This window comes from uncultured Algoriphagus sp. (assembly GCF_963974365.1).
Taxonomy (GTDB): domain Bacteria; phylum Bacteroidota; class Bacteroidia; order Cytophagales; family Cyclobacteriaceae; genus Algoriphagus.
Genome location: NZ_CAXBBX010000001.1, coordinates 194,519 through 218,063 on the forward strand (window position 1 = coordinate 194,519; position 23,545 = coordinate 218,063).

Here is a 23,545-nt window from a genome sequence, read left to right on the forward strand (position 1 = left end):
CAATGAATATTTCTAAGAGTAAAGAGCTTTTTGCAAAAGCCCAAAATTTCATTCCAGGTGGTGTGAACTCACCAGTACGTGCATTTAGAGCTGTAGGTGGAGATCCACTTTTTATCAAAAAAGCTGATGGAGCGTACTTGTACGATGAGGATGGAAATAAATTTATAGAACTGATCAATAGCTGGGGGCCTATGCTCCTCGGGCATAATCATCCTAAGGTCAAAGACGCTGTAATCAGAGCAATGGAAGACGGTACCTCCTTCGGTGCTCCCACAGCTCGCGAAGTGGAGATTGCCGAGTTGATCGTAAGTATGGTTCCCTCCATCGAGAAAGTTCGCATGGTGAACTCCGGAACAGAAGCGACCATGTCCGCGATCCGAGTGGCTAGAGGTTTTACAGGTCGTGATAAGTTTATCAAAATGGAAGGGCACTACCATGGACATGGGGATTCATTTTTGATCGCAGCCGGCTCAGGGGCAATGACTATGGGCGATCCTGATTCTCCAGGAGTGACCAAAGGAACTGCCAAGGATACTTTAATTGCTCCTTATAATAATCTAGAAGCAATTGAAGAGTTGGTAGCTGCTAATCCAGGTGAAATTGCTGCCTTAATACTAGAACCTGTTCCTGGAAATATGGGCCTGTGTCTCCCGAAGGAAGGTTATCTGCAAGGTCTTCGAGATATCTGTACTAGAGAAGGAATAGTGTTGATTTTCGATGAGGTGATGACAGGATTTCGCTTAGCAAAAGGTGGGGCACAGGAAGTTTTTGGAGTAACTCCTGATATGACGACCTTGGGTAAAATCATCGGTGGAGGAATGCCAGTGGGAGCTTACGGAGGAAAGAGAGAAATCATGGAGTTTGTTTCTCCTGCTGGACCTGTTTACCAAGCTGGTACGCTTTCGGGTAATCCAATTGCCATGGCGGCAGGTTTGACGATGCTAAATCATCTGAATACAGATCCAACTGTCTATGCGGAGTTAACTCACATCGGAGAGAGATTGACCGCAGGCATTAAAAGTATCAATAATGAATTAGGCTTGAACTACACTGTGAACAGCTTTGGAAGTATGTATAGCTTGTTTTTCACAGATTCTCCAGTGGTTGACTTTGAAACGGCAAAGGCTTCTGATACGGCTTTATTCGGGAAATATTTCCAGGCTATGCTTAAGCGTGGAGTATATTTGGCACCAAGTCAATTTGAGAGTTTGTTCTTATCCACTGCTTTGAAAGATGATGTGATCGACCAGATCTTGAGTGCTCATAAGGAAGCAATGGTGGAGATATTGGGGTTATAGATTTTGTATTTATTCAGAGCAAAAGGGCAAGCTAAGCATATTGTAGCTTACCTTTTGGTTCTGGTATTTTCATCCCATCCTCTTTGGCAATTTTTAGCCAAAGTTCTATTGCTTGCTGAGCATTTTCCAATGCCTCTGTTTGATTGTCACCATGTGCTTTGATAGAGGGTAATTCTGGTACTTCAGATACAAAGCACTCGTCTTGATCACTCCAGTAAACGAAGATTCCGTATTTGCTCATTGTTTTGAAAGTTTAAATTGGATGATGATTTCTCTGATTTGTTTTACTTGATAGGGTTTTGCTTGGCCATCTTTGGTTGTTTGAATATTTATCATTTCAGGGATATCCTCTTTTTTATAAATCGTATGACTACCAGCACCGCCTCTTTCTTTAAAGCCTAGCTGAATAATTAACGTTTTCAAATCCGATATGGATAGATTTTTATCCGATTTACCAGAGAGAACCTTTAATAAAAGCTTTTCAAATTTACTCATTAGGTAGGATTGTTTTGAAATAACCTTCTAATTGCCTTTTCATAATTATGGATCTCCATCCAATATAATCACTAAGCTTTAAATTTCTTGATTGGATTGACGGCTATTTTTTAAAGGTTAAAAGTTGATTTTCGGACTATTTTGGATCAAATTCGTTTTAATAAAAGAACAAATAAAATATGTCCATCAAAGTTTACGGAATTAAGAATTGCAATACGATGAAGAAGACCTTCGATTTCTTGGCGGAAAAAGGAGTGGAGTATGACTTTATCGATTATAAAAAGCAGAAGCCAGATGCTGCGCTTTTAGAAGGTTTTTTGGAGAAAACGGATCTTGCTTCTCTTGTGAATAAGAAGGGGACCACTTACCGAAAAATGTCTGATGAGCAAAAATCAGCTTTAGAAAATGAGGAAACCGCGATCCCGATTCTAGAAGAAAATTCAAGTATGATCAAGCGTCCGGTGATTGTTTACAAAGATGGAAGCTTGAGTTTAGGGTTTGATGCGGAAGTGATTGAGGGGCATTTGAAATAGAGTTTCTCGCAACGGCGCGGCGGCGCGACGTAGAAAGTCGGCATAATTTCTAGGCTTCAAAACTTCGGTTGAATTCTTTCATTTACTTCTTTAGTGTTTTCTGGAAAATTGAAGACTTTAGGGAATGATTCTGGACCTACAATTCCAGAGTAGCTTTGATCAAAAACGTTGCGCCGCCGCGCCGCTGCGAGAAATAAATTAGTAAACGATTGTATCCGTCGGTATGGGCGGTAAGGTGAGATTGCCTGTTTCCAGGTGAAAACTGAATTGCGAATTATCCCCAGAACCTGCTGCCGGTGTATCGTAGACAAACACTTTTTCAAGCGCTGGATGACCCTGAAGTTTGTCTAGCTTGTCCATTGCTACTTTGGTCTCATTAAGATAGAGCAACTTTAGATTTTTGTTGCTGTTTAGCTTGTCTAGTTGCGTGCCGTCAATTGAAGTTTTATTTAGCTTCAAAACTGTCAAATTGGGAAGATTGGAAATTGACTCAAAAATCGCATCAGTTATGGCTGTACCGGTAAGGTCTAGATATACAATCTGCTCTTGGGCCGAGGTTAACAAATTCCAGTCTGTATCGGTAAATGCAGGAAAATTAATGCAGCTGATGTTTAGAAAGGAAGACCCTTCTTTAATTACCTCCGCAAAAAAACCTCGGTCTTTTAGTTTGGAAATGGAATCCTGAGGAACTTTCCCAACTTCCACCTCAGGATAGAAAGGATTTTCAATTTTCTTGAAAAACGGTTCTATCAATTCTTCCGAAATGTTGGATTCACCAAGTTTCCTGCTTTCAGATGCTCCTGATTCAATCCAGGCTTTGATCAATTCGATTTCTTCCTTTCTTGGCTGACGCTTGTCCTTTGGAGGCATGTGGTCGTCATGGTCCTCCGGCAAAATCATTCGCGTGAAAAGGGAACTCTCTTCAGCAACTTTTGAGGTAAGCACCGAACCATCTTCTCCACCTTTTTGAATTCCTTTGAAGGAACTGAGGTCTAATTCACCCTTTAGTTTTTTAGGATTATGGCAACTTTTACAATTTTGATCCAAAATCGGCTGGATGGCTCCCGTGAAAAACTCTACTTCTTCCCAATTATCCGAGGGCAGTTCAAGAGGTTCATTGTTACTCGTTTCACCGCCCAGTAGCGATTGCAACTCTGGAGGCAATACTTCTGTGAAGTAATCATCCCCATGCGTAATATTGCCTCCTAGGTGGCCGGTAAGTGTCAATATCACCATCAAACTTGCTCCTTTGATCTTCAGCTGCCTAGGTGTTGCCACTACCTTTTTCAAATGATACCACAAGCCAATAGAAAGAAGGGTCGTAAGTATGCCTAAGATGAGGTGAAACTTCACAGTGTCCCAGCCATATCCCTCATTCTGATATTGCAAAAATCCGCTGATACTAGCCAGACCAGCGGAAATCCCACCCAGTAAAAAAGCCAACTGGATAATAGGAGCATATAGAGCATACTTTTTCCCTGCCCAGAAAATCAAAATCACACCAAATACCAGAAAACCAATAGGCAAGTGAACCAAGATCGGGTGAAACCGCCCGAACAATGGCAAGATAAAATCAATCATTTGCGAAGCGTTCTTTAATGGCTTTCATGATAAACACATTGGCTTCCCATTGATCAGCGATAGGTACGTTAGAAAAGGGGACTGTAGGCAAGTAAGGCGGAGGACCGAATTCTGTCGTGATCGTATATACTTCCTGACCAGAATTACGGATGATATGCTCCCAAATATCCAAGTGGGTTTTAAGAGCAGACGCCCATTCTGGCGCGGCGGGATTGTTTACTTGCGGGCCTTCGGCAAAACCGACCCTAGCATGTATATGATCTACATACGGAAGGATTTGCTGTAGCAATGGATCATTCATACCGATTAATCGCTCATGAACAACCATCCAATGAGAGATGTCAAGGTTTAGTCGTAATTCCGGCGCTAGCTTGACCATTTCCACGGTAAGTGGGACATTGAAAGAAAATCTACTGCGGTGAGTTTCATGAACAATGCTAATACCAGAGGCTTTGCTTGCTTTGGTGGTTACATCGATAAAGGCTTTGTTTTCCTCCAAAGTCCAATAATCCGATCCTGTATGGGAGTTGATTTTTACTGGGTTCCATGCAATTATCTTTTGAAGATTTTCTTCATAGACTTTCAACGATTCGGCAAATGGAAGTCCCTTGTTTGTACCATGAAGGAAAATCACTTTTAGATCATGTTTTTCCAACCCGGCTTTTAACTCTTTTTGTTTAGCTTCATCATATGGAAACCATGTTTCAATCCCATCATATCCATCATTTTTTACACGTTCCAGAAACTCGTCAGTGGAAAATTGATTCCCCCAATCTGTCTGGAAGAATTGGATCTTTTGTTGGGAAAAAACTGGAGAAAGAAAAAAGATAAATAGTAAAGCAAGGAGGGTAATTCTTGTGCGCATGCAGGATTAAGCTAATATTTTATTAATTAATTCACCTTCAACGTCCGTTAGTCGGAAAGGGCGGCCTTGGAAATCATAAGTGAATTTCTCATGATCAAAACCCATCAAATGAAGGATTGTAGCGTGAATATCATGGACAGAAACCTTGTCTTCAACTCCAGAAAATCCAAAATCGTCAGTCTTACCATAAATTACGCCGGGTTTGATGCCACCACCTGCCATCCACATGGTAAAGGCATCTACGTGATGATCTCTACCCAAAAATCCCTGAGTTTTTCCACCACGATTTTCCTGCATAGGAGTTCTTCCAAATTCACCTCCCCAGACTACCAAGGTGTCTTCGAGCATCCCTCTTTGCTTCAAGTCAAGAAGTAAAGCTGAAATTGGTCTGTCTATTTCTCGGCATTTGTTGCGAAGCCCCATATCAATAGAACCATCGTGGTCTGTACCGTGAGTATCCCAACCCCAATCATAAAGCTGTACAAACCGCACACCTTTTTCTACCATTTTTCTAGCTAATAGGCAGTTGTTGGCGAAGGATTCAGCACCTGGCTTTGTCCCGTAGAGCTCATGTATGGACTCGGGTTCATCGTTGATGTCCATTACCTCCGGAACTTCTATTTGCATTCTGTAGGCCATCTCATACTGATTGATTCTAGCTAGAATCTCAGGGTCACCATAGGTGTTGAATTCCTCCTGATTTACCTTATTGATAGCATCAATGACGTTTTTCTTCAGATTTCTACTCATTCCCTCAGGATCATCCAGATATAATACTGGATCGCCTTTGGATCGACACTGCACACCCTGATAGACAGATGGCAAAAATCCTGAGCCCCAAACACTTTTGCCGGCATCAGGAGTTTTTCCCCCTGAAGTAAGCACGACAAACCCAGGTAGATTCTGGTTTTCTGTACCCAATCCATAAGTTACCCAGCTTCCCAAACTTGGTCTTCCAAGTCTAGCACTTCCCGTCTGCATAAAAAGCTGAGCAGGGCCATGGTTGAACTGATCGGTGTGTACTGCTTTTATGAATGAAACGTCATCAGCAAGTTTGGAAAAGTGAGGCAGGTAATCTGAGATCCAGGCGCCTGATTGTCCATGCTGGGAGAAATTGGCTTGGGGACCTAAGATGTTTGGTGTGCCTTGGATGAATGCGAATTTTCTGCCTTCCAGCAGTGACTGAGGGCAAGGCTGGTTATGATATTTTACTAATTCAGGTTTGAAATCAAATAGCTCCAACTGAGAAGGAGCGCCAGCCATATGAAGATAAATAATAGATTTTGCCTTAGCTCCATAAGGTGGAGGCAAAGGAGAAAGGGGATTCAGGTCTCTTTCACTAAGATTTAACCCCTTAGAAGAAGCAGAAGAACCTGTGTCACAGCCAAACATTAATGGCGCCATTGCCAGTCCACCAACTTTGGAGACACAGTCCATTAGGAAATGTCTTCTAGTTTGCTTTGCCAGCTTTTGCTGCGCAAACTCAACGAGCATTTTATCTAAGCTTTTCATTTTAAGGTTTGGTTATAAATTCATCCAAATTCAGCATGGCATTCGCCACAACTGTCATGGCGGCTTGCTCAGAGTTTACCTTTTGGTCTTTCCAGCCAAAGAAGGAATCAAGTTCTGATGGATTCTTTGAATACTGGGCTATTGCTTCTTCATGTAATTTTTCCAAGGCAGTTAGTTTCTGTTCCGAAATAGGAGTCAAAATCATTTTCTCATAACCATAGCTAATCGCTTTCTCAGGATCTGAATCGCCATGTGCCAGCATATCCTCAGAAAGATGGTAGGCTGCTTCCAAATAAACAGGATCGTTCAGCGTCACTAAGGCCTGCAATGGAGTGTTGGTTACTAATCGTCTACTCAAGCAGACTTCACGACTTCCTGCATCAAAGGACAGGAAAGACGGATAGGGACTTGTTCTTTTTAAGAAGGTATAAATACCCCGTCGGTGGGCATCTTCTCCTTTACTTTCTGTCCAGGTCCCTCCATTATAAACTGTTTGCCAGATGCCATCGGGCTGGGCAGGCATTACCCCAGGCCCATACATTTTTTTACTTAACAGACCGGAGACTGCAAGCGCCTGATCGCGTACTTGTTCTGCACTTAACCGGAACCGTGGTCCTCGTGCGTAATATTTGTTTTGAGGATCTTTAGTGAAAAGTTCTGGAGAAACTACTGAAGATTGCTTATAGGTTTTGGAGGTAACTATTTCACGAATAAGGCTTTTAATACTCCATTGGTAATCATTCATGGTTTTCCAAGCTAGATAATCCAATAACTCTGGATGTGAAGGTGGGTCTGATTGAGTTCCCATGTCTTCCAAAGTGCTGACGATTCCTCTTCCCATGATTTGATCCCACACGCGGTTTACCAGGGTTCTGGAGGTTAATGGATTTTCTTTATCCGTAAGCCAATAAGCAAATCCGAGTCGATTTGCAGGCCATTCTTCCTTCCAAGGATTTAACTCTTTAGGTGTTTCAGGTTTTACCTTGTCCCCCAAAATCATCCAGTTTCCCCGTTCAAAAACCCGGGTATCCCTGGCCATGTAGTCTGGGTTTTCGATCAAAATCGGGAGCTTGGTTCCATTGAAATTGAGAATATCTTCCCAACTTTTCTGCATAGCAGAATAGCCAGGTTTTTCTTCACCTTTCAATTTTGGCACAAAAGCAAACCAGATAAATCTAGCTGCAGTTTGGTCAGGTTTTGAATTAGGATTTTTGATTTCTAAAAATAAATCAATAGTTCCTTCAACTGACTTAAATGGAATAGGACGGATAATTTGCCCGGTTTTATTGATAGGGAATGAAGCTAAAAGCTCGCCCTCAGGTCCATCTTTTCTAATGTTCATTGTGCTACCATCCAGCCCTGCAGAATATTCCATCAGAAGTTGGTCTGATCCCTGTGTATTGATGTTTTTTAAATAAGCGGAACCGTTTCCCTCGATGCCTAACCACTTACTGTCCAGTAAAGTCGCATTTACAAAGTCAACTGCACTATGGGATGGGTATTTCGGCTCAAGATAGGTGAGGAACTCTTTCTTGGCTTCTGCAGCTTTTACGCCTTCGTTTTCCTTCACCCATTGGGTAATGCTTTCGATTTTAGTTTTTTCCTCGGGTGAATAGAACCTGAGTCTTGGTTCCTCGTCATGGGTGTCCTCATCACGGGTATTGTTGAAAAATGCAGCAGACTGATAAAACTCTTCATGCCTAATCGGGTCATAGGTATGGCTGTGACATTGCACACATGCCATCGTGGTGCTTTGCCATACTTCGTAGGTGGTGCTCACTCTATCCAACACGGCTGCAACCCTAAATTCCTCATCCTGTGTGCCTCCCTCATCATTGTTCATGGTATTACGGTGGAAAGCCGTGGCGGTCAGTTGATCTTCTGTTGGATTTGGAAGTAAATCTCCTGCTAATTGATTAATTGTGAATTCATCGTAAGGCATATCAGCATTGAATGCCCTGATTACCCAATCGCGATAAGGCCACATCGTTCGGTTTACATCGCGCTCATAGCCCTTAGTATCTGCATATCTGGCCATGTCAAGCCACCAGGTAGCCCATTTTTCCCCATAGCTTGTGCTAGCCAGCATTTGATCTACAGCCTCTACATAGGTGATTTTTTTAGAAGAAAAGGCTTCCTTGATCTCGGGAGTAGGAGGGAGCCCAGTAATATCCAATGCAGCTCTTCGGAGTAATTTCAAGTTGTTTTCCTCTGGAGAAAATTCAAGTTCCTGCTCCTCCAGCTTTTTGGCTATATAAAAATCAATGGAATTGGAAGATTCAGAGTTCTCGTCAGCGTAAAGACCGGCTGCAAGTTTGTTGTCTATTTCTTTAGGTTTTTGCACTGTTTGATATGCCCAGTGCTTACCCCATTTCGCTCCCTGCTTGATCCAGGTTTTGAGTAGTTCTATTTCATCTTTAGAAAGAGGTTCTTTTTCATAGGGCATTCTCAATTCAGGATCAGAAGAAGTAAGTCGTTTGATCAATTCACTCCCATTGGGATCTCCCGGGATAATTGCAGCATGGCCAGATTCCGTGATAGCGAAGGCTTCCTCTTCAAAAAGTACTGAGAAACCACCACTTTTCTTTACGCCTCCATGGCAGGTAATGCAATTTTTATTTAGGATGGGTTTGATCTCTGTGCTGTAGTCAATTTCTCTTTCCGTTCCAAAAAAGAAAAAGCCAGCAATTGCTACCAACACTGCAATTGTAAGAAATATTGTGATTTTGAGCTTATTCATTTAGACAGTAATGAAGCCTTAAAGTAAGGAATAATTGATTGTTTAAAAAGATACCAATAAGTTTTAGTGCGTGAGGACTAAATATGAATAAAAAAGTGTGTGTGGCTATGTATTAAAAAAAAGTTTTTCTCTATATGTTATGAATTTTCAGAGGTAGAAGGGGGGCATTATAGTGTGGCCTCTGAACCATCTAAACTCTGCACACAAAGTGGTTATAAAAAAATACCCTGCTTTTTGAGAAGCAGGGTGTTGATATTAAAATTTGAAGTTTGGAAGATTCTCCAAAATGTCCTTGGTCATAGCGTCCAGGTCATAGTCGTGTTGCCAGCCCCAATCTTTTCTGGCGCAGGAATCGTCAATACTATCCGGCCAGCTATCGGCGATTGCTTGACGGAAATCAGGGTTATATTCAATTTTGAAGTCTGGAATATGTTTAAGAATACTCTCGTAGCTCTCTTTAGGAGTAAAATTCATCGCAGCCAGGTTATAGCTAGAGCGGATTTTTACGGATTCACGGGGAGCATTCATTAGATCCAGTGTTGCCTTGATCGCATCTGGCATATACATCATCGGTAAAGAACTGTCTGCTCGCAGGAAGCAATCGAATTTCTCACCTGCCAAAGCTTTATGATAGATGTCAACTGCGTAATCCGTAGTACCACCTCCCGGAAGAGATTTATAGCCAATCAAACCTGGATAGCGTAGGCTGCGCACGTCCACATTAAACTTCTGAAAGTAGTATTCACACCATCTTTCCCCAGCTTGCTTAGAAATACCATACACAGTGTTTGGCTCTTTTACGCAGTATTGAGGCGTGTTGATTTTTGGAGTATTCGGTCCAAAGACTGCAATAGACGATGGCCAATAAACTTTATTAAGCTTGAATTCTTTGGCAAGTTCAAGAACATGTAGCAAACTTTCCATGTTCAGTTCCCAGGCGAAAAGGGGTTTTTTCTCACCAACGGCTGAAAGAACTGCTGCCAAATGATAAATCTGAGTAATTTTTTCATTCTTGACCAGATTTCTCAAACCTTCCTTGTCCATCACATCGAGAACCTGAAAGCGGCAAAAATCAAATTTAACTTTTGCTGATTCATTGAGGTCTGTAGCGATTACCTTTTCTGCACCAAACTGATCTGCCAGAGAACGAGTGAGTTCTGAACCCAACTGTCCTGCGGCGCCTATTACAAGGATTTTTTCCATTAATCTTTCTTTGAAAATCAACCTAAGAGGAGCTCTAGGTTTTTGTTTATATTTGGGTTTGCGACTGCAAAACTAAGAAAAAACTGCTTCCTGAGCAGGATTTTTGACCAAAGGAATCAGACGTTTTTGAATAACATAAAATCAACTAGCTATCATGTACGATCAGTTCAGACCCAAATTGCAAGAGGAACTTAAGGGATTAGAGGAAGCAGGTCTTTTCAAAAAAGAGCGTGTCATCACCTCTCCACAATCTGCAGAAATCACTATCGCTGGAGGTCAGAAAGTTTTGAACTTCTGTGCTAACAATTATCTGGGACTTTCTTCTCATCCCAAAGTGATCGAAGCGGCAAAGGCTGCGATTGATTCACACGGTTTTGGAATGTCATCCGTGCGATTCATTTGCGGTACACAGGATATTCACAAGGAGCTGGAAAAGAAGATTTCAGAATTCTTGGGCACGGAGGATACCATTCTGTATGCCGCTGCTTTTGATGCAAATGGGGGAGTATTCGAGCCGATATTGGGCCCTGAAGATGCAATTATTTCTGATGCTTTGAACCATGCTTCGATCATCGATGGGGTTCGTCTATGCAAGGCCATGCGATTCCGATATCAGCATAACGATATGGCGGATCTGGAAGCTCAGCTGAAGGACGCTGTTGCAAAGGGAGCTAAGCAGAAAATCATAGTTACTGATGGAGTTTTCTCTATGGATGGCACTATTGCCCAGTTGGACAAGATCGTGGAGTTGGCTGAAAAGTATGAGGCTTTGGTGATGACGGATGAATGTCATTCCACAGGTTTTATGGGTAAAACTGGCCGTGGTGTGCATGAGCATTGCGGAGTGATGGGCAAAATTGATATCATCACCGGTACGTTAGGAAAAGCTTTGGGTGGCGCTTCTGGAGGATTTACTTCAGGAAGGAAGGAGATTGTGGAACTGCTACGTCAGCGATCCAGACCATATTTGTTTTCCAATACCCTGGCGCCATCTATCACAGGTGCTTCAATAGCAGTTTTTGACCTACTTTCTGAGACCACTGAATTGAGAGATAAACTGGAAGAGAATACGAAGTACTTCCGTGAGAAAATGACTGCTGCTGGATTTGATATCAAACCAGGTGAGCATGCTATCGTGCCGATTATGCTTTACGATGCTGTTCTTTCGCAAAAAATGGCCGAAAAAGTCTTGGAGAAGGGGATTTATGTCATTGGTTTTTACTACCCGGTAGTTCCTAAGGGACAGGCTAGGATCCGTGTCCAAATATCTGCAGGACATGACAAAGCGCATTTGGATCAGGCGATTGCAGCATTTACGGAAGTTGGAAAAGAATTAGGTGTAATAGAGTAAGTTTTTGCCTGATAATGCAGGTAGGAGGTAAGTATACCTCAGAAATATCAAAGCCGGGATTCAATAGAGGTTCCCGGCTTTTTTGATGATTTTTTCTGACCAAAAGTAAAATTGGGTTTGGCCTTCCTTCTTTAGTCTAGAATCAGTTATCTCACGGTCACGTGGTAACAGCTCTGTTTTCTTTCTTTTATAAAAAGAATTTTGCCTGCGTCCTGAAATTCATTTAGGATCTTCTCAAGCTTTTTCTGTTTGCTTCTATTCCAATTTTTCTTTCCGTTAAATCTAATGTAGGAGATGTCAAAAGAGACTCCATAAGAATGAGAGCTCTCGCCGGAAGTTGCATTTGAATTTCTTCTTCTGAGGCTTTTTTGCTGTTCCGGAGTACGCGTTACCGATGTGAGTGTGAAGGTACTTTCCTTATCTGTCAATGTTTGAAAAGCTATTCCGAGTTCTTCCAGAACTACCTTTGAATATGGGGTAATGTAAGGATGGCTATGGGTAAGTTTCATTACTTCGTATCCATTCCCTTCATTTATTAGTATGAGTTTTCCCTCTTCGATGAGTTTATTGAAGTGACTTTCATTTTCTATTACACCAAAGCCATTGTTTTCTCCAGCGAAGAGATGTTTGTCATATTCCTTGGTGATAATGCCTTCTGGTATGGGAGGAATAATCCTTGGTAGAGGCAATTCAACTTCTATTGGCTCGGGATTTTCAGCCGGTTTTTTTGGTTTAGGAGTGCTAGTTAAGGTTGAATAGGTTTCTTTAAGTTGCTGTTTTAATTCTGGCATATAGGCTTGCGTTGCCCAAGCGCCTGCTGAAAAAAGTATAAATAAGGAAGCAATTTGGAAGAAAGGGATTTTTTTCATTGGTAAATGTGGTGCTTGATATTTTCAGATCTTGCTTATTAACTTAGTCTCGAGCGAAGCAAAGATTAATCCATAGTTAATTCGGGGTGAAAACTTATTTTGATATAGTTTTGAGAAAAGTGATTTTGACTCTCATTTATTAGAAACGATAACTTGACTTTTTTATGAAATAAATCCCAGAATTAATTTTTTTGAGGACTTTTGGATTTATGAACGGTAGCTTAAGAAGCTTCTAGGTGGTATGACACAAATGACGTAAGAATGACGTATCCTAGTCGCTAGTATTGTGAAGCCACAAAACTACATTTGAATTCTACTAAATGAACAAGAAAATGGATAGTAAAGCTCTTGGCGTAAAATTGAAAACTCTTCGGTTAAAGAATGGATATTCACAAGATGAACTGGCAGAATCTGCCGGAGTTAGTTTGCGAACAGTTCAAAGAATGGAGAATGCTGAGGCAGTACCTAGGATGGACACTGTGAAACGATTATTTCAAATTTTTGGATTGAGTCCTGATGAGGTAATGGATTGGACTCAGACAGAGGATAAGGGATATTTGCTAGGAATGAATTTGTCAGGTTTGATTTTTATAGTCCTACCACTTCTTGGTGTTGTTTTGCCACTAATACTCTGGATGAGTCGGAAGGATAAAATTGCTGGTGTCAGTGAATTGGGACGAAGCTTGGTGAATTTCCAGCTTACTTGGGCTTTAGTCTATTACTTATGGACTACCTTTTGTAGTTGGTTAATGGGGTTTTTTAACTTTTCTGGAAATGGTGATGTAAGCCCTGCTCTAGTCTATAATTATTTATATGTCAGAGTTGGCGGCATCTTTTTTATATACTTACTTGAAATCTTTATGATCTCTCTGAATACTTACAGAATCAACAAGGGTTTAAAAGTAAAGTATCTCCCCAAAATCAACTTCTTAAAATGAGAGAAGTTAGTTTTTGCTATGATGCTGATTTACTAGTCATTGCGAGCTTTCTTCGCTTTTTCAATTCATATTCCTCGATATCTTCAAAGCGGGAATCTACATCCAGATTATTCAGGTAATCATTGATTGTCTCCCTGATTTCCTGGAAAGACATGTTATGCAGGATTTTTCCATTTTTTGACATGGATAACTGACCAGTTTCTTCTGAGACAATTAAAACAATCGCATCAGTGGTCTCGGACATGCCTATAGCCGCGCGGTGGCGAAGCCCAAATTGTGCTGGAACTTCACGCTCTGTAACGGGCAGGATGCAGCGAGCGGCTTTGATTTTACCGTTGTGGATGATTACAGCCCCATCATGAAGAGGACTGTATTTGTTGAAAATTGAGATCAAAAGTCTTTTTGATAATTCTGCGTCTAGAATATCTCCACTTTCAGCGTAGAACTTCAGTTCAGTACTTTTCGAGATTACCATCAGTGCACCGGTATTGCTACCCGCAAGAGTTTTGGAAGCATCAATGATAGGACTGATATTAAATAGAGAATTGTCTTTTTTTCTCCAGAAAAAAAGCATTTCCTTCCAAACATTATCATCTGAGAGGAGTGAGGATCTACCAATCAACAAGAGAAATTTTCTGATTTCCGGAGCGAAAATAATGATAGCAGCGATTACACCAACTCCCATGAATTGCCCTAAAATGGCAGACAAGAGCTCCATTCTAAGCGCCCTGACCAAAAGGTAAATTAAATAGATAGATAGGAATCCTAGAAAAATCTTAATTGCAACACTTCCTTTAAGCAGTTTATACACTTGATACAATAGGGCGGCCACCAACGCAATATCAATGATATTAACGATGGAAATATCTAAAAATCCTATTTTGAAAAGTAAAGTCAAGGGTATAAAGTGTTGAATAATTTTAATGTTTCGTTAGCTTCTTTAACGTCATGTACTCTTAGTATGTTTGCGCCATGACATAACGCAAACATATTTAATGCGGTGGTACCATTCAATGCTTCATTTGGTTCTACACTCAAGGCTTTTGAAATCATCGATTTTCTCGAAATACCTACCAGTAGAGGTGAAGCAAGTGATTGAAACTGCTGAAGGTTACGCAGTAAGAAATAATTTTGATCGATGGTTTTAGCAAATCCAAACCCAGGATCAATTATTACATCTTTGATGCCAAACTTTCTGAATTGTTCCAGTTTTTCAGCGAAATAATACAATAATTCTCCTAAAATATCTGAATAATTCGTTTTTTTCTGCATGTTTTGAGGATTTCCTCGCATATGCATAGCGATGTAGGGTACTTGTAACTCTGCCACGGTTCGAATCATCTCCTCATCCAAGACACCTGCCGAAATATCATTTACGATATGAGCTCCTGACTTTATTGCCTTTTCAGCTACTTTTGCCCGAAAAGTATCAACTGAAATTAAAATGTCAGGATAATTGGATGAAATCCATTTTACCGCCGGAATCACTCTATCAAGTTCTTCCTGAAGGCTTACTTCCGCAGCGCCTGGTCTCGAGCTATAGCCCCCAAGATCCAGAATACTAGCGCCATAAGAAATATGTGATCTGACTAATTTAGCTACTTTATCGAGAGATTTTTCTGCTCTGCTTCCTTCAAAAAACGAATCAGGGGTCAGATTGACTATGCCCATCAGCTGTGGTCTTTCCCAACTGATTAGCCGACCATCTATTTGAAGGGTGTTTTTTTGGGGAAATGATTTATCTTCGATTTTGGAAGACTTGCCCGGTATAGGAAACATTAAACTAAGAGACTTTGGAGACGCAAACGAGTAACGAATATAAGGAAGTTATCAGCCGTTGTAAAGAACTATTTCGTAAGAAGACTATAGATTATGGTACAGCTTGGAGAATTTTTCGCTTATCATCTATCACAGATCAGATTTTTATAAAAGCTCAAAGAATTCGTTCAATTCAAGAAAAGGGAAGTCAAAAGGTAAATGATCCGATTGAAGATGATTTCGTAGGGATAATTAATTATTGCCTGATTGCCTTGCTTCAAATTAGCTACGTTAAAGACGAGCGAATGGAAATTCCTTTCGAGGAATTGGAGCCTGCCTACGACCATTGGGTAAGTGAAACACGTGGTCTTTTGGAGAATAAAAATCACGATTACGGTGAGGCTTGGCGCGAAATGCGTGTAAGTTCTATGACCGATATAATTTTAATGAAACTACTTCGAACCAAACAGATAGAGGATAATCAGGGTCAAACGTTGGTGTCTGAGGGTATTGAGGCTAACTATCAAGATATGATCAATTATGCTGTATTTTGTTTAATTAAATTGGACTATCATGTTTAAGCAAGGGTTTTTATGGGTGATTCGATTCATTGTCGGAAGCCTTTTCGTTTTTTCTGGGTTGATTAAAGTAAATGATCCTGTAGGTACCGCGATCAAATTGGAGGAGTATTTCGATGTATTTTCCAATGATATAGCAGGTTTTTTTGAATATCTAAAGCCTATTGCTTTGGAATTGGGGATTTTTTTAGTGGTGGTAGAAGTGGTTTTAGGAATCATGCTGATCCTTGGTGTTCGAAGCAAATTCACCGTTTGGGCCCTGACATTGATGATTTTATTTTTCACATTTCTTACGTTTTACTCCGCGTATTTCAATAGAGTAACTGACTGTGGGTGTTTTGGAGACGCAATCAAATTGACACCATGGCAATCATTTTACAAGGATTTAATTCTAGTTGTACTGATCGGGATTTTGTTTTTGTTCAAGGATGATTTGCCAAGAAACTCTCCAAAGTGGGCAAAAATAGTGGTGCAGGTCTCACTTATATTATCCTTTGTTCTAGCGATAGTAGCAGTTAGAAATCTCCCTTTCATTGATTTCAGAGCCTATAAAGTGGGAGTAAGTATCCCCACCAATATGCAACCATCTGCTCCATTGCAGTATACCTATGTCATGAAGAAGGATGGAGAATTGATGACTTTTGACCAATATCCTTCAGACGAAAGTTTGGAATTTGTAGAAATGAATTTGAAGAATCCAGATGCTCTTCCAAAAATTTCTGACTTCGCAGTCTGGAACGATGAAGGAGATTTCTCAGAAGAAGTTTTTACTGGAAATAAGGTATTAATTCTGGTTAGTAATATGGCTAAAATGAGTGATTCAAACCAAGATCAACTTGATCAATTAGTGAAATCACTTTCAGGATCACCGGTTCAGCCAGTTTTTGTAGCAGCAGCATCTCAAGAAGAAATTCAGAAATTCACACAGTCCAGAGGATGGGACGTCCTTTCATTGCAGGCAGATGCGACCGTGGTGAAAACTATGATTCGATCCAATCCAGGGATATTAGTGATAAAGGATGGAACTGTGCTTGCTAAATACCATCATAACAATACCCCAGAAGCTGTCGAAGTTTTGGATTTATTCATGAAATAGGAGATGGGGAAAGAATTGAAAATAGTGTTAGTAGGTTTGCCAGGTTCTGGAAAAAGCACCTTTGGAAGGCAGTTGGCCACTGTTCTTGAGTTCCCGTTCTACGACCTAGATCAGCTAATTGAAGAGCGCTTTCAATTGAAAATCCCTGCTATTTTCACAAAATATGGAGAAGGGAAATTTCGGGAATGGGAAACTGAAGTGTTACAAGATTTTTTAAACCGTAATGATTCTTTTGTCCTCGCCTCAGGTGGTGGTTGTCCCTGCTTCAATGATAATATGGATCTGATCAATGATAAGGCTGTTTCTGTATACCTTGATGTTCCTCTGGAAGAGATATCAATGAGATTGGGTTTGGCCAAAGTACATAATAGGCCGATGTTTTCAGGACTAGATCAAGGAGAAATTACCTTGAAATTAAAAAGCTTGCTGGTCGACAGGGATTACTTCTATCGACAGGCAAAAATAAAGCTCAGCGGAGAAGACTTCTCTGCTGAGCTTTTGGTTTCTGAATTGATACGTTTGATTAAAAGCTAAGGCCTAAAGTTAATACGCCATTGATCTGGTTGTTTTTTACTTCAGTGACAGGACCTACATTGTTATTTTGGTTATCCAGTACTTGATAGCTGCTGTAAAGTGTATTGAATTTTGAGTTTACCAGAGCAAAGTCCACAGATAATTTTTTGATTTTGACTCCTAGACCACCGCTGATTTGTTGTGTGCTTCTGTCAAAATCTGAATTCGCAATTGGGTCTCCATAATAGCCATATCCGCCTCTAATCCTGAACATGTTAAATTTATATTCAGCTCCAAAACGGAAGTTGATTGTACTTGTATAGAGATTTTTGATTTCCAAATTATCAGGTCCTTCATCAAAATCTCGCGATTTGATACTTGCTGCACTATAATCTAACCAATCTACATCAGCAGAAATAAATCCGTTTTTCCCTAAAAATACGGTTGCTCCACCGCCAATTTTTAATGGTGTGTTCAAGTTGTATGAACTCAGGAAAATATCTGTGAATTCTTGATATTCTCCCAAAACCTCTTCAATGTCATCTGTGGGGTTATAGACATATCCACTGTAATTAGCGTACATATCTGCAGAGTATTCGTCATTCAAGGTATACCAGGTAGGTGTCTCAAGCGTAAACCCTAGGTTTAAGTAATCTACTGGCTTATATATTAGACCTATGTTGAGGTTTACTCCTCCTCCATTTACCCGTAAAGTCTCTCCTAATGAAGAATTTTTTAAAGGAGCAGAGGTATTAAACTCTTCTTGATAAAGTTTGAATGAGGCGAAGTTCAATGTACGTACACCTACAGAACCTCCCACGAAAAACTTATAGTTGAAATTGGCTCCGTAAGCAAAGGTGATTTGGTTAGATGTACCTTCTTGAGTTATGTTTTCGTCTTGAAATGGCGCGTATTCTAAACCATTGATTGGTAAATACTGACCTTGGATTTCTTGTCCGTTAGAATTGTATGCGGGATTGATTTGATAAGTGTAATATGCAAGATTTGTAAGACCTGAAAGCTGTTCTATAGGGAAGCCAGTCGCATCTTGTACATAGAAATCCATAATGGATGTTTCTCCTTCTATATCAGAGAAATAACCATATTCAGTGTTGAAATTAGCAATTCTCTGAATACTAATACCAAATGATCCGCCCTTGAAAGCTCCCCTGTCAAATTCACTTTTTGGGTTTGCCATTACAAAGCTCGCGTTAGGTAAGGAGAAATTTGTGGTGTTATAACTTTTACTTTGCCCCAAATAACTTGTTTCTACTCCCCAATCTGTATAACCAATGGTTACACTAGCTTCTGAAGATCTAAAAAAGCCTAGGCCTGCAGGATTGCCAGCAATATTAGATACATCACCACCTAAAGACCATTGGGTCCCTCCGACGCCCATTATTCGAGCTGAGCCAGCTTGGCGAACTTGACTGAATCGGTAAGCATCTTCATAATATCCGCTCTGTGCAAATAGGGAGGATGCTGAAATTAAACATAGTGATAAAACCAGAATGGATATTCTCATTTAGATTTGATTTGAGTGTAGTTTATAAACGTGAAGTTGGGATAGAATTGTTACTAATTTTTGTTTTCTTCTACTAAAAATTCTCAATTAAAAGAATCTCTTAACCTAGCTACAGTAGTCAGAAATAAATAAGGCAGTGATTCCACTGCCTTATTTCTAAATATTTTGAATCAAAAATTAATTTCCTCTCCCGCCTCTTGATGAAGTACCCGAGCTAGTTCTTGTGGCTCCTCCAGTAGAACCACCAGAACTTCTACTCGGTGAGCTCATAGTCGGCATAGTGCTTCTAGTTGGTGTAGTAGTTCTAGTAGGTGCAACAGTCCTTGTATTTGTATTACTTCTGTTATAGGATGGAGAAGAAGTTCTTGAAGGAACATTACTTCTATTATAAGAAGGACTTGATGATCTTGTATTGGTTGGGTAAGATGATCTTACCGATCCACTTCGCCCTGTATTGATTGATCTTGTATTCGTAGAATTGACACTTGGTCTAGCTGATGGCATAGCACTTCTCGTTCTAGAAACAGGTCTATCCATGGCCGCAGAATTAACATTTCTAGCACTGCTTGTTCTACTTCTAGAATTATAATAGTCATTCTGTGAAGAACTAAAGTCTCTAGCTGAAACTCTAGAATTGTCAGAATTTGATATCGATCTCCTTGAAGGAGCTGAATTATTATTTAGTACATCTCTTCTAGCTTGTGCTCTAGCTGTACTTGGCTGAAGTGCTACGTTAGAAGCATTTCTACCCATAGTAGAAGCTGCAAGAGATGATCCTCTTGTTGGTCTTGCTCCTCTCACTACTCTACGATCTCCATATTCACCACCTGGAAGAATATATATTGGATTACTAGGGTATAATGGAGGATAATATCCAGGATATCCGTAGCCATAACCATATCCACCCATTCCATACATAGGTCTGAAAGGATCATAAAAACCTCCATATCCATACATTGGAGAATAGAAAGGATTTCCAAAACCGAAACCGAAGCCAATGCTTAGGTTAAAACCTGGTCTGAAGCCATATCCCATGCCCATGTAAGGATTATAAAATCCTCCCATACCCCATGGGCTCATTCCGTACATCATTCCCATATTGAAAGCCATGGAAGATGAAAAATTGGAGTTTATTCCTGAGTTCCCTACACTATAGTTATTGTATGCATCAATATCTACATTGCTTTCTTCTCCTGTAGCTTCATCAAAGTATACAATATCATCTTGTTCTGTGTTTTCTTCCGCCTGATATCTTGCGATGTAGTCAGGGTTTACGTTTCTAGAACTGAAACTTTCCTGAGGAACAGTTTCAGAAGTAGATAGTGTTTGGAATTGTCCTGAAGTATTGTTTTGCACAGCATATTCGGTTGCTACTTTAGCATCCGACGCCATGAAATACAAATTGTCTGAAGTATCTGTAGTAGCTAATTTGTTTGTGCTACAAGATGCCAGAACAGCTGCTCCGAGGATAAATGATGATGTTTTGATTAAGGAATTCTTCATAGTAGAAGTTTAATTGTTACTTTCTTATACGAGCACCTGGGTGAAGGGTTATACTTTTTACTTTATATTTGCCCCGCATAAGTTAAGCAAAATTAACTATAATCTGTATCTCAACCAACCACAATGAGTAAAGGACTACCTAAGAGAAGCGAGGATTATTCGCTTTGGTACAATGAATTAGTGAAAAAAGCCGATTTGGCGGAAAATTCAGCTGTAAGAGGCTGCATGGTGATCAAACCTTATGGCTATTCTATTTGGGAGAAAATGCAAGCTGAGCTTGATCGTATGTTCAAGGAAACTGGCCATTCAAACGCTTATTTCCCACTTTTTATCCCAAAATCTTACTTGAGCAAGGAAGCCAGCCATGTTGAAGGTTTTGCTAAGGAATGTGCTGTAGTTACGCATTATAGACTCAAAAATGCCGAGGATGGTAGTGGGGTAATTGTAGATCCTGAGGCTAAGTTGGAAGAAGAGTTAATCGTTCGTCCTACTTCAGAAACTGTCATATGGAGTACGTACAAAAACTGGATTCAATCTTACAGAGATCTTCCTCTTCTTGTGAATCAATGGGCTAATGTCGTTCGTTGGGAAATGAGAACAAGACTTTTTCTTCGCACTACAGAATTTCTTTGGCAGGAAGGGCATACTGCTCATGCTACCAAAAAGGAAGCTGAAGCAGAGACATTTCAAATGATGAACGTCTACGCTCAGTTTGCGGAAGACTTTATGGCGTTGCCAGTAGTGAGAGGGCGGAAAACTGAGAGTGAGCGTTTTGCAGGTGCAGATGATACCTTATGTATTGAAGCATTGATGCAGGACGGAAAGGCTCTTCAGGCAGGTACGTCTCATTTTCTAGGGCAAAATTTCGCCAAAGCTTTTGATGTCAAATTCGCTTCCAAAGAAGGCGGTCTGGAATATGTATGGGGTACTTCTTGGGGTGTCAGCACACGATTGATGGGAGCCTTGATCATGGCTCACTCAGATGATAATGGATTGGTGCTACCTCCAAAACTTGCTCCGATCCAAGTGGTAATTATTCCTATTTACAGAAAAGACGAAGAATTTGACGCGATTAGCGAGAAGGCAAATGATATCATGGCTGAGCTGCGCAAAGTTGGAGTTTCGGTGAAATATGATAAACGAGATACATATAAGCCAGGGTTCAAATTTGCAGAGCATGAATTGAAAGGTGTTCCTTTGAGAATTGCTATCGGTCCTAGAGATTTGGAAAATGGCACTATTGAAATTGCCAGAAGAGATACACTAACAAAAGAGCAATTTGAATTAGCATCTCAGCCAATCTCGGAAAAGGTCACATCCATGCTTGATGAAATTCAATCAAGTATTTATTCCAAAGCGTTTGAATTCAGAGCTCAGAAGACAACTGAAGTTAATTCATGGGAAGAATTCAAGGAAGTTTTAAATGGGAAAACAGGGTTCTTGTCTGCTCATTGGGACGGCACTGCTGAGACGGAAGAGAAAATCAAGGATCTCACTAAAGCAACTATCAGGTGTATTCCTTTGGATAGGCAAGAAGAGGAGGGAGTCTGTGTCTTTTCGGGCAAACCTTCCAAAGGAAGAGTCCTCTTTGCAAAAGCATATTGATTTACGAGCCCGGAATTATCCGGGCTTTTTTTGTTTTATTTAGTTAAGGGTAACAAGGAAACTTGTATTTTAGACATCTATTCTTTTCAATAAAGTTTATGACCGTACTAGTTCTTTCAAGTCTTTTAATTATTGGCCTTATACTTTTATTAGCTGAGGTGCTTTTTGTGCCTGGGACAACCGTGGTTGGGATTTTTGGACTTGCTGTTAGTTTGGCAGGAGTTGCCTATGCATTCTTGAGTTTTGAACCAGCTATTGCATGGTGGATTACTGCCGTCGCAGTTATTTTGAACCTTGTGGCCATCGTGTATGGTTTTAGTTCAGGAGTTTGGGATCGCTTTTCTCTTAAGTCTGCAATTACAGGAGGAGCATTTGACGGACGAACAGATAGCTTACAAGTAGGGATGCCAGGTAAAACCACTTCAGATCTAAAACCAATAGGGAAAGCTAGCTTTGGAGATGTGGTGTATGAGGTGAAGTCCGAAAATGGTTTTATTCCCGTGGAAACAACTGTGACAATTATGAAAATCGAAAACAATACAATTTTAGTTAAATAATATGGAGGCACTAGACCCATCAAGTTCAATGTTTATTCTTGTCGCTGCAGTGGCGGGAATCGTCTTACTTTTCATCTTCTTATATTTTGTACCTGTAAATCTTTGGATTACAGCTCAATTTTCGAATGTAAGAGTAGGAATAGGGGAGTTAATAGGGATGAGAATCCGAAAAGTACCACCTAGTATTATCGTAAATTCTCTGATCACCGCAACTAAAGCGGGGTTACAATTGACAACAAATGATCTGGAGACACACTACATGGCTGGAGGTAATATCCCTAATGTCATAAGAGCACTGATCTCAGCGGATAAAGCAAATATCAACTTGACTTTCAAACAAGCTACAGCGATTGATTTGGCAGGTAGAGATGTGTTTGAAGCAGTTCAAATTTCTGTTAATCCAAAAGTGATCAATACACCTAATGTTGCTGCTGTAGCTGCAGATGGTATTCAGTTGATCGCCAAAGCAAGAGTTACCGTACGTGCAAACATCGCGCAATTGGTCGGTGGTGCTGGAGAAGAAACTATTCTTGCTAGAGTAGGTGAGGGCATCGTTACTTCCATCGGTTCGGCTGCTACTCATAAGAGCGTACTGGAAAATCCTGATAAAATTTCTAAGCTAGTACTTCAAAGAGGTTTGGACGCTGGAACGGCATTTGAAATCCTGTCAATTGATATCGCAGATATCGACGTGGGAACAAACATCGGTGCGAAACTTCAAATCGATCAGGCTTCTGCTGATTTGAAAGTAGCTGAAGCAAGAGCAGAAGAAAGACGTGCGATGGCTGTAGCACTTGAACAAGAGATGAAAGCTAGAAATGTGGAAATGAGAGCGAAAGTAGTAGAAGCTGAAGCTGAAGTTCCGAAAGCCTTGGCAGAGGCGTTCCGATCTGGGAGACTTGGCGTGATGGATTACTACAAAATGGAAAATATACAATCAGATACCTCCATGCGGGAATCGATAGCTAATTCTGATACGGATTCAAAAGATTCTTCCAAAGGGAAAAATGAGAAAAAATAAAAAA

General features: G+C 40.4%; 22 protein-coding genes. 10 read left to right on the forward strand and 12 right to left on the reverse strand.

What is annotated here, in order from left to right; translation table 11 throughout:
* Window positions 1–2 precede the first annotated feature (2 nt).
* Window positions 3–1,298 carry a glutamate-1-semialdehyde 2,1-aminomutase gene (hemL, locus tag AACZ87_RS00775; RefSeq protein WP_339863905.1) on the forward strand — a complete coding sequence of 432 codons (1,296 nt, stop codon included), beginning with the start codon at window positions 3–5 and terminating at the stop codon, window positions 1,296–1,298.
* A 31-nt stretch (window positions 1,299–1,329) separates the two neighbouring features.
* Here the strand turns inward: hemL and AACZ87_RS00780 are convergent, their stop codons facing one another.
* Window positions 1,330–1,539 carry a type II toxin-antitoxin system HicB family antitoxin gene (locus tag AACZ87_RS00780; protein ID WP_339863907.1) on the reverse strand — a complete coding sequence of 70 codons (210 nt, stop codon included), beginning with the start codon at window positions 1,537–1,539 and terminating at the stop codon, window positions 1,330–1,332.
* Complete coding sequence (locus AACZ87_RS00785; RefSeq protein ID WP_339863909.1) at window positions 1,536–1,793, reverse strand: type II toxin-antitoxin system HicA family toxin; 258 nt, start codon at window positions 1,791–1,793, stop codon at window positions 1,536–1,538. The genes AACZ87_RS00780 and AACZ87_RS00785 overlap by 4 nt, the downstream gene beginning before the upstream one ends.
* 179 nt (window positions 1,794–1,972) lie before the next feature.
* On the opposite strand from AACZ87_RS00785, the gene AACZ87_RS00790 reads away from it, so the two are divergent.
* Window positions 1,973–2,326: a Spx/MgsR family RNA polymerase-binding regulatory protein gene (locus AACZ87_RS00790; protein WP_339863910.1), complete on the forward strand. Its 354-nt coding sequence runs from the start codon at window positions 1,973–1,975 to the stop codon at window positions 2,324–2,326.
* Between the two features lie 198 nt (window positions 2,327–2,524).
* On the opposite strand, the gene AACZ87_RS00795 is transcribed toward AACZ87_RS00790, so the two are convergent.
* From AACZ87_RS00795 to AACZ87_RS00815, 5 genes are all read right to left on the reverse strand, one after another.
* Window positions 2,525–3,907 (reverse strand): c-type cytochrome domain-containing protein, encoded by a 1,383-nt coding sequence (locus AACZ87_RS00795; RefSeq protein ID WP_339863912.1) that lies wholly within the window; start codon window positions 3,905–3,907, stop codon window positions 2,525–2,527.
* Window positions 3,900–4,772: a TIM barrel protein gene (locus AACZ87_RS00800; protein ID WP_339863914.1), complete on the reverse strand. Its 873-nt coding sequence runs from the start codon at window positions 4,770–4,772 to the stop codon at window positions 3,900–3,902. Before AACZ87_RS00800 ends, AACZ87_RS00795 begins: the two co-directional genes overlap by 8 nt.
* A gap of 6 nt (window positions 4,773–4,778) precedes the next feature.
* Window positions 4,779–6,284, reverse strand: a complete 1,506-nt coding sequence (locus AACZ87_RS00805; protein ID WP_339863916.1) for a DUF1501 domain-containing protein — start codon at window positions 6,282–6,284, stop codon at window positions 4,779–4,781.
* A 1-nt stretch (window position 6,285) separates the two neighbouring features.
* Window positions 6,286–9,024 carry a DUF1553 domain-containing protein gene (locus AACZ87_RS00810; RefSeq protein WP_339863917.1) on the reverse strand — a complete coding sequence of 913 codons (2,739 nt, stop codon included), beginning with the start codon at window positions 9,022–9,024 and terminating at the stop codon, window positions 6,286–6,288.
* Between the two features lie 255 nt (window positions 9,025–9,279).
* Entirely contained in the window at window positions 9,280–10,227 is a 948-nt protein-coding gene (locus AACZ87_RS00815; RefSeq protein WP_339863919.1) for an NAD-dependent epimerase/dehydratase family protein, read from the reverse strand.
* A gap of 154 nt (window positions 10,228–10,381) precedes the next feature.
* Here AACZ87_RS00815 and kbl point away from each other — a divergent pair, with 154 nt between their 5' ends.
* Complete coding sequence (kbl, locus tag AACZ87_RS00820) at window positions 10,382–11,578, forward strand: glycine C-acetyltransferase (RefSeq protein ID WP_339863921.1); 1,197 nt, start codon at window positions 10,382–10,384, stop codon at window positions 11,576–11,578.
* A gap of 146 nt (window positions 11,579–11,724) precedes the next feature.
* Here kbl and AACZ87_RS00825 read toward each other — a convergent pair whose 3' ends face one another.
* A complete protein-coding gene (locus tag AACZ87_RS00825) occupies window positions 11,725–12,447 on the reverse strand; it encodes a DUF5715 family protein (protein ID WP_339863923.1) in 723 nt (240 codons plus the stop codon).
* A 332-nt stretch (window positions 12,448–12,779) separates the two neighbouring features.
* On the opposite strand from AACZ87_RS00825, the gene AACZ87_RS00830 reads away from it, so the two are divergent.
* A complete protein-coding gene (locus AACZ87_RS00830; protein WP_339863924.1) occupies window positions 12,780–13,385 on the forward strand; it encodes a helix-turn-helix domain-containing protein in 606 nt (201 codons plus the stop codon).
* 16 nt (window positions 13,386–13,401) lie between these two features.
* Here AACZ87_RS00830 and cdaA read toward each other — a convergent pair whose 3' ends face one another.
* On the reverse strand, window positions 13,402–14,283 hold the full coding sequence (gene cdaA, locus AACZ87_RS00835; RefSeq protein ID WP_339863926.1) for a diadenylate cyclase CdaA: 882 nt from the start codon (window positions 14,281–14,283) through the stop codon (window positions 13,402–13,404).
* Window positions 14,280–15,164, reverse strand: a complete 885-nt coding sequence (gene folP / locus AACZ87_RS00840) for a dihydropteroate synthase (RefSeq protein WP_339863928.1) — start codon at window positions 15,162–15,164, stop codon at window positions 14,280–14,282. Before folP ends, cdaA begins: the two co-directional genes overlap by 4 nt.
* Window positions 15,165–15,178: 14 nt before the next feature.
* Between folP and AACZ87_RS00845 the strand changes: the two genes are divergently transcribed.
* From AACZ87_RS00845 to AACZ87_RS00855, 3 genes are read left to right on the forward strand one after another with little or no spacing between them, the layout of a single operon-like run.
* Window positions 15,179–15,724, forward strand: coding sequence for a DUF1599 domain-containing protein (locus tag AACZ87_RS00845; RefSeq protein ID WP_339863930.1), 546 nt, complete (start codon window positions 15,179–15,181; stop codon window positions 15,722–15,724).
* Window positions 15,717–16,817 carry a BT_3928 family protein gene (locus AACZ87_RS00850; protein ID WP_339863932.1) on the forward strand — a complete coding sequence of 367 codons (1,101 nt, stop codon included), beginning with the start codon at window positions 15,717–15,719 and terminating at the stop codon, window positions 16,815–16,817. The genes AACZ87_RS00845 and AACZ87_RS00850 overlap by 8 nt, the downstream gene beginning before the upstream one ends.
* Window positions 16,818–16,820: 3 nt before the next feature.
* Complete coding sequence (locus tag AACZ87_RS00855; protein ID WP_339863934.1) at window positions 16,821–17,351, forward strand: shikimate kinase; 531 nt, start codon at window positions 16,821–16,823, stop codon at window positions 17,349–17,351.
* On the opposite strand, the gene AACZ87_RS00860 is transcribed toward AACZ87_RS00855, so the two are convergent.
* Together AACZ87_RS00860 and AACZ87_RS00865 are read right to left on the reverse strand one after the other, a co-directional pair.
* Window positions 17,341–18,855, reverse strand: a complete 1,515-nt coding sequence (locus tag AACZ87_RS00860; RefSeq protein ID WP_339863936.1) for a long-chain fatty acid transporter — start codon at window positions 18,853–18,855, stop codon at window positions 17,341–17,343. The two genes, AACZ87_RS00855 and AACZ87_RS00860, sit on opposite strands and share 11 nt — an antisense overlap.
* A gap of 177 nt (window positions 18,856–19,032) precedes the next feature.
* A complete protein-coding gene (locus AACZ87_RS00865; protein WP_339863938.1) occupies window positions 19,033–20,358 on the reverse strand; it encodes a hypothetical protein in 1,326 nt (441 codons plus the stop codon).
* Window positions 20,359–20,481: 123 nt separating this feature from the next.
* Between AACZ87_RS00865 and proS the strand changes: the two genes are divergently transcribed.
* The 3 genes from proS to floA all read left to right on the forward strand — a co-directional run bounded on the left by proS (window position 20,482) and on the right by floA (window position 23,541).
* The gene (gene proS, locus AACZ87_RS00870; protein WP_339863940.1) at window positions 20,482–21,963 is read left to right on the forward strand and encodes a proline--tRNA ligase; all 1,482 of its coding nucleotides are present in this window, start codon (window positions 20,482–20,484) and stop codon (window positions 21,961–21,963) included.
* Between the two features lie 98 nt (window positions 21,964–22,061).
* Window positions 22,062–22,520 (forward strand): NfeD family protein, encoded by a 459-nt coding sequence (locus AACZ87_RS00875; RefSeq protein WP_339863942.1) that lies wholly within the window; start codon window positions 22,062–22,064, stop codon window positions 22,518–22,520.
* A gap of 1 nt (window position 22,521) precedes the next feature.
* The gene (floA, locus tag AACZ87_RS00880) at window positions 22,522–23,541 is read left to right on the forward strand and encodes a flotillin-like protein FloA (RefSeq protein ID WP_339863944.1); all 1,020 of its coding nucleotides are present in this window, start codon (window positions 22,522–22,524) and stop codon (window positions 23,539–23,541) included.
* Window positions 23,542–23,545 lie beyond the last annotated feature (4 nt).

Excerpts from the sequence above, each read along its gene's own strand:
- AACZ87_RS00875 (WP_339863942.1), top strand. The coding sequence starts at position 22,062 with ATGACCGTACTAGTTCTTTCAAGTCTTTTAATTATTGGCCTTATACTT.
- AACZ87_RS00815 (WP_339863919.1), bottom strand. The coding sequence starts at position 10,227 with ATGGAAAAAATCCTTGTAATAGGCGCCGCAGGACAGTTGGGTTCAGAA.
- AACZ87_RS00865 (WP_339863938.1), bottom strand. The coding sequence starts at position 20,358 with ATGAAGAATTCCTTAATCAAAACATCATCATTTATCCTCGGAGCAGCT.
- AACZ87_RS00860 (WP_339863936.1), bottom strand. The coding sequence starts at position 18,855 with ATGAGAATATCCATTCTGGTTTTATCACTATGTTTAATTTCAGCATCC.
- AACZ87_RS00855 (WP_339863934.1), top strand. The coding sequence starts at position 16,821 with ATGGGGAAAGAATTGAAAATAGTGTTAGTAGGTTTGCCAGGTTCTGGA.
- AACZ87_RS00780 (WP_339863907.1), bottom strand. The coding sequence starts at position 1,539 with ATGAGCAAATACGGAATCTTCGTTTACTGGAGTGATCAAGACGAGTGC.
- proS (WP_339863940.1), top strand. The coding sequence starts at position 20,482 with ATGAGTAAAGGACTACCTAAGAGAAGCGAGGATTATTCGCTTTGGTAC.
- AACZ87_RS00830 (WP_339863924.1), top strand. The coding sequence starts at position 12,780 with ATGGATAGTAAAGCTCTTGGCGTAAAATTGAAAACTCTTCGGTTAAAG.
- hemL (WP_339863905.1), top strand. The coding sequence starts at position 3 with ATGAATATTTCTAAGAGTAAAGAGCTTTTTGCAAAAGCCCAAAATTTC.
- folP (WP_339863928.1), bottom strand. The coding sequence starts at position 15,164 with ATGTTTCCTATACCGGGCAAGTCTTCCAAAATCGAAGATAAATCATTT.
- AACZ87_RS00800 (WP_339863914.1), bottom strand. The coding sequence starts at position 4,772 with ATGCGCACAAGAATTACCCTCCTTGCTTTACTATTTATCTTTTTTCTT.
- AACZ87_RS00790 (WP_339863910.1), top strand. The coding sequence starts at position 1,973 with ATGTCCATCAAAGTTTACGGAATTAAGAATTGCAATACGATGAAGAAG.
- AACZ87_RS00825 (WP_339863923.1), bottom strand. The coding sequence starts at position 12,447 with ATGAAAAAAATCCCTTTCTTCCAAATTGCTTCCTTATTTATACTTTTT.
- AACZ87_RS00785 (WP_339863909.1), bottom strand. The coding sequence starts at position 1,793 with ATGAGTAAATTTGAAAAGCTTTTATTAAAGGTTCTCTCTGGTAAATCG.
- AACZ87_RS00850 (WP_339863932.1), top strand. The coding sequence starts at position 15,717 with ATGTTTAAGCAAGGGTTTTTATGGGTGATTCGATTCATTGTCGGAAGC.
- AACZ87_RS00795 (WP_339863912.1), bottom strand. The coding sequence starts at position 3,907 with ATGATTGATTTTATCTTGCCATTGTTCGGGCGGTTTCACCCGATCTTG.
- AACZ87_RS00810 (WP_339863917.1), bottom strand. The coding sequence starts at position 9,024 with ATGAATAAGCTCAAAATCACAATATTTCTTACAATTGCAGTGTTGGTA.
- floA (WP_339863944.1), top strand. The coding sequence starts at position 22,522 with ATGGAGGCACTAGACCCATCAAGTTCAATGTTTATTCTTGTCGCTGCA.
- kbl (WP_339863921.1), top strand. The coding sequence starts at position 10,382 with ATGTACGATCAGTTCAGACCCAAATTGCAAGAGGAACTTAAGGGATTA.
- AACZ87_RS00805 (WP_339863916.1), bottom strand. The coding sequence starts at position 6,284 with ATGAAAAGCTTAGATAAAATGCTCGTTGAGTTTGCGCAGCAAAAGCTG.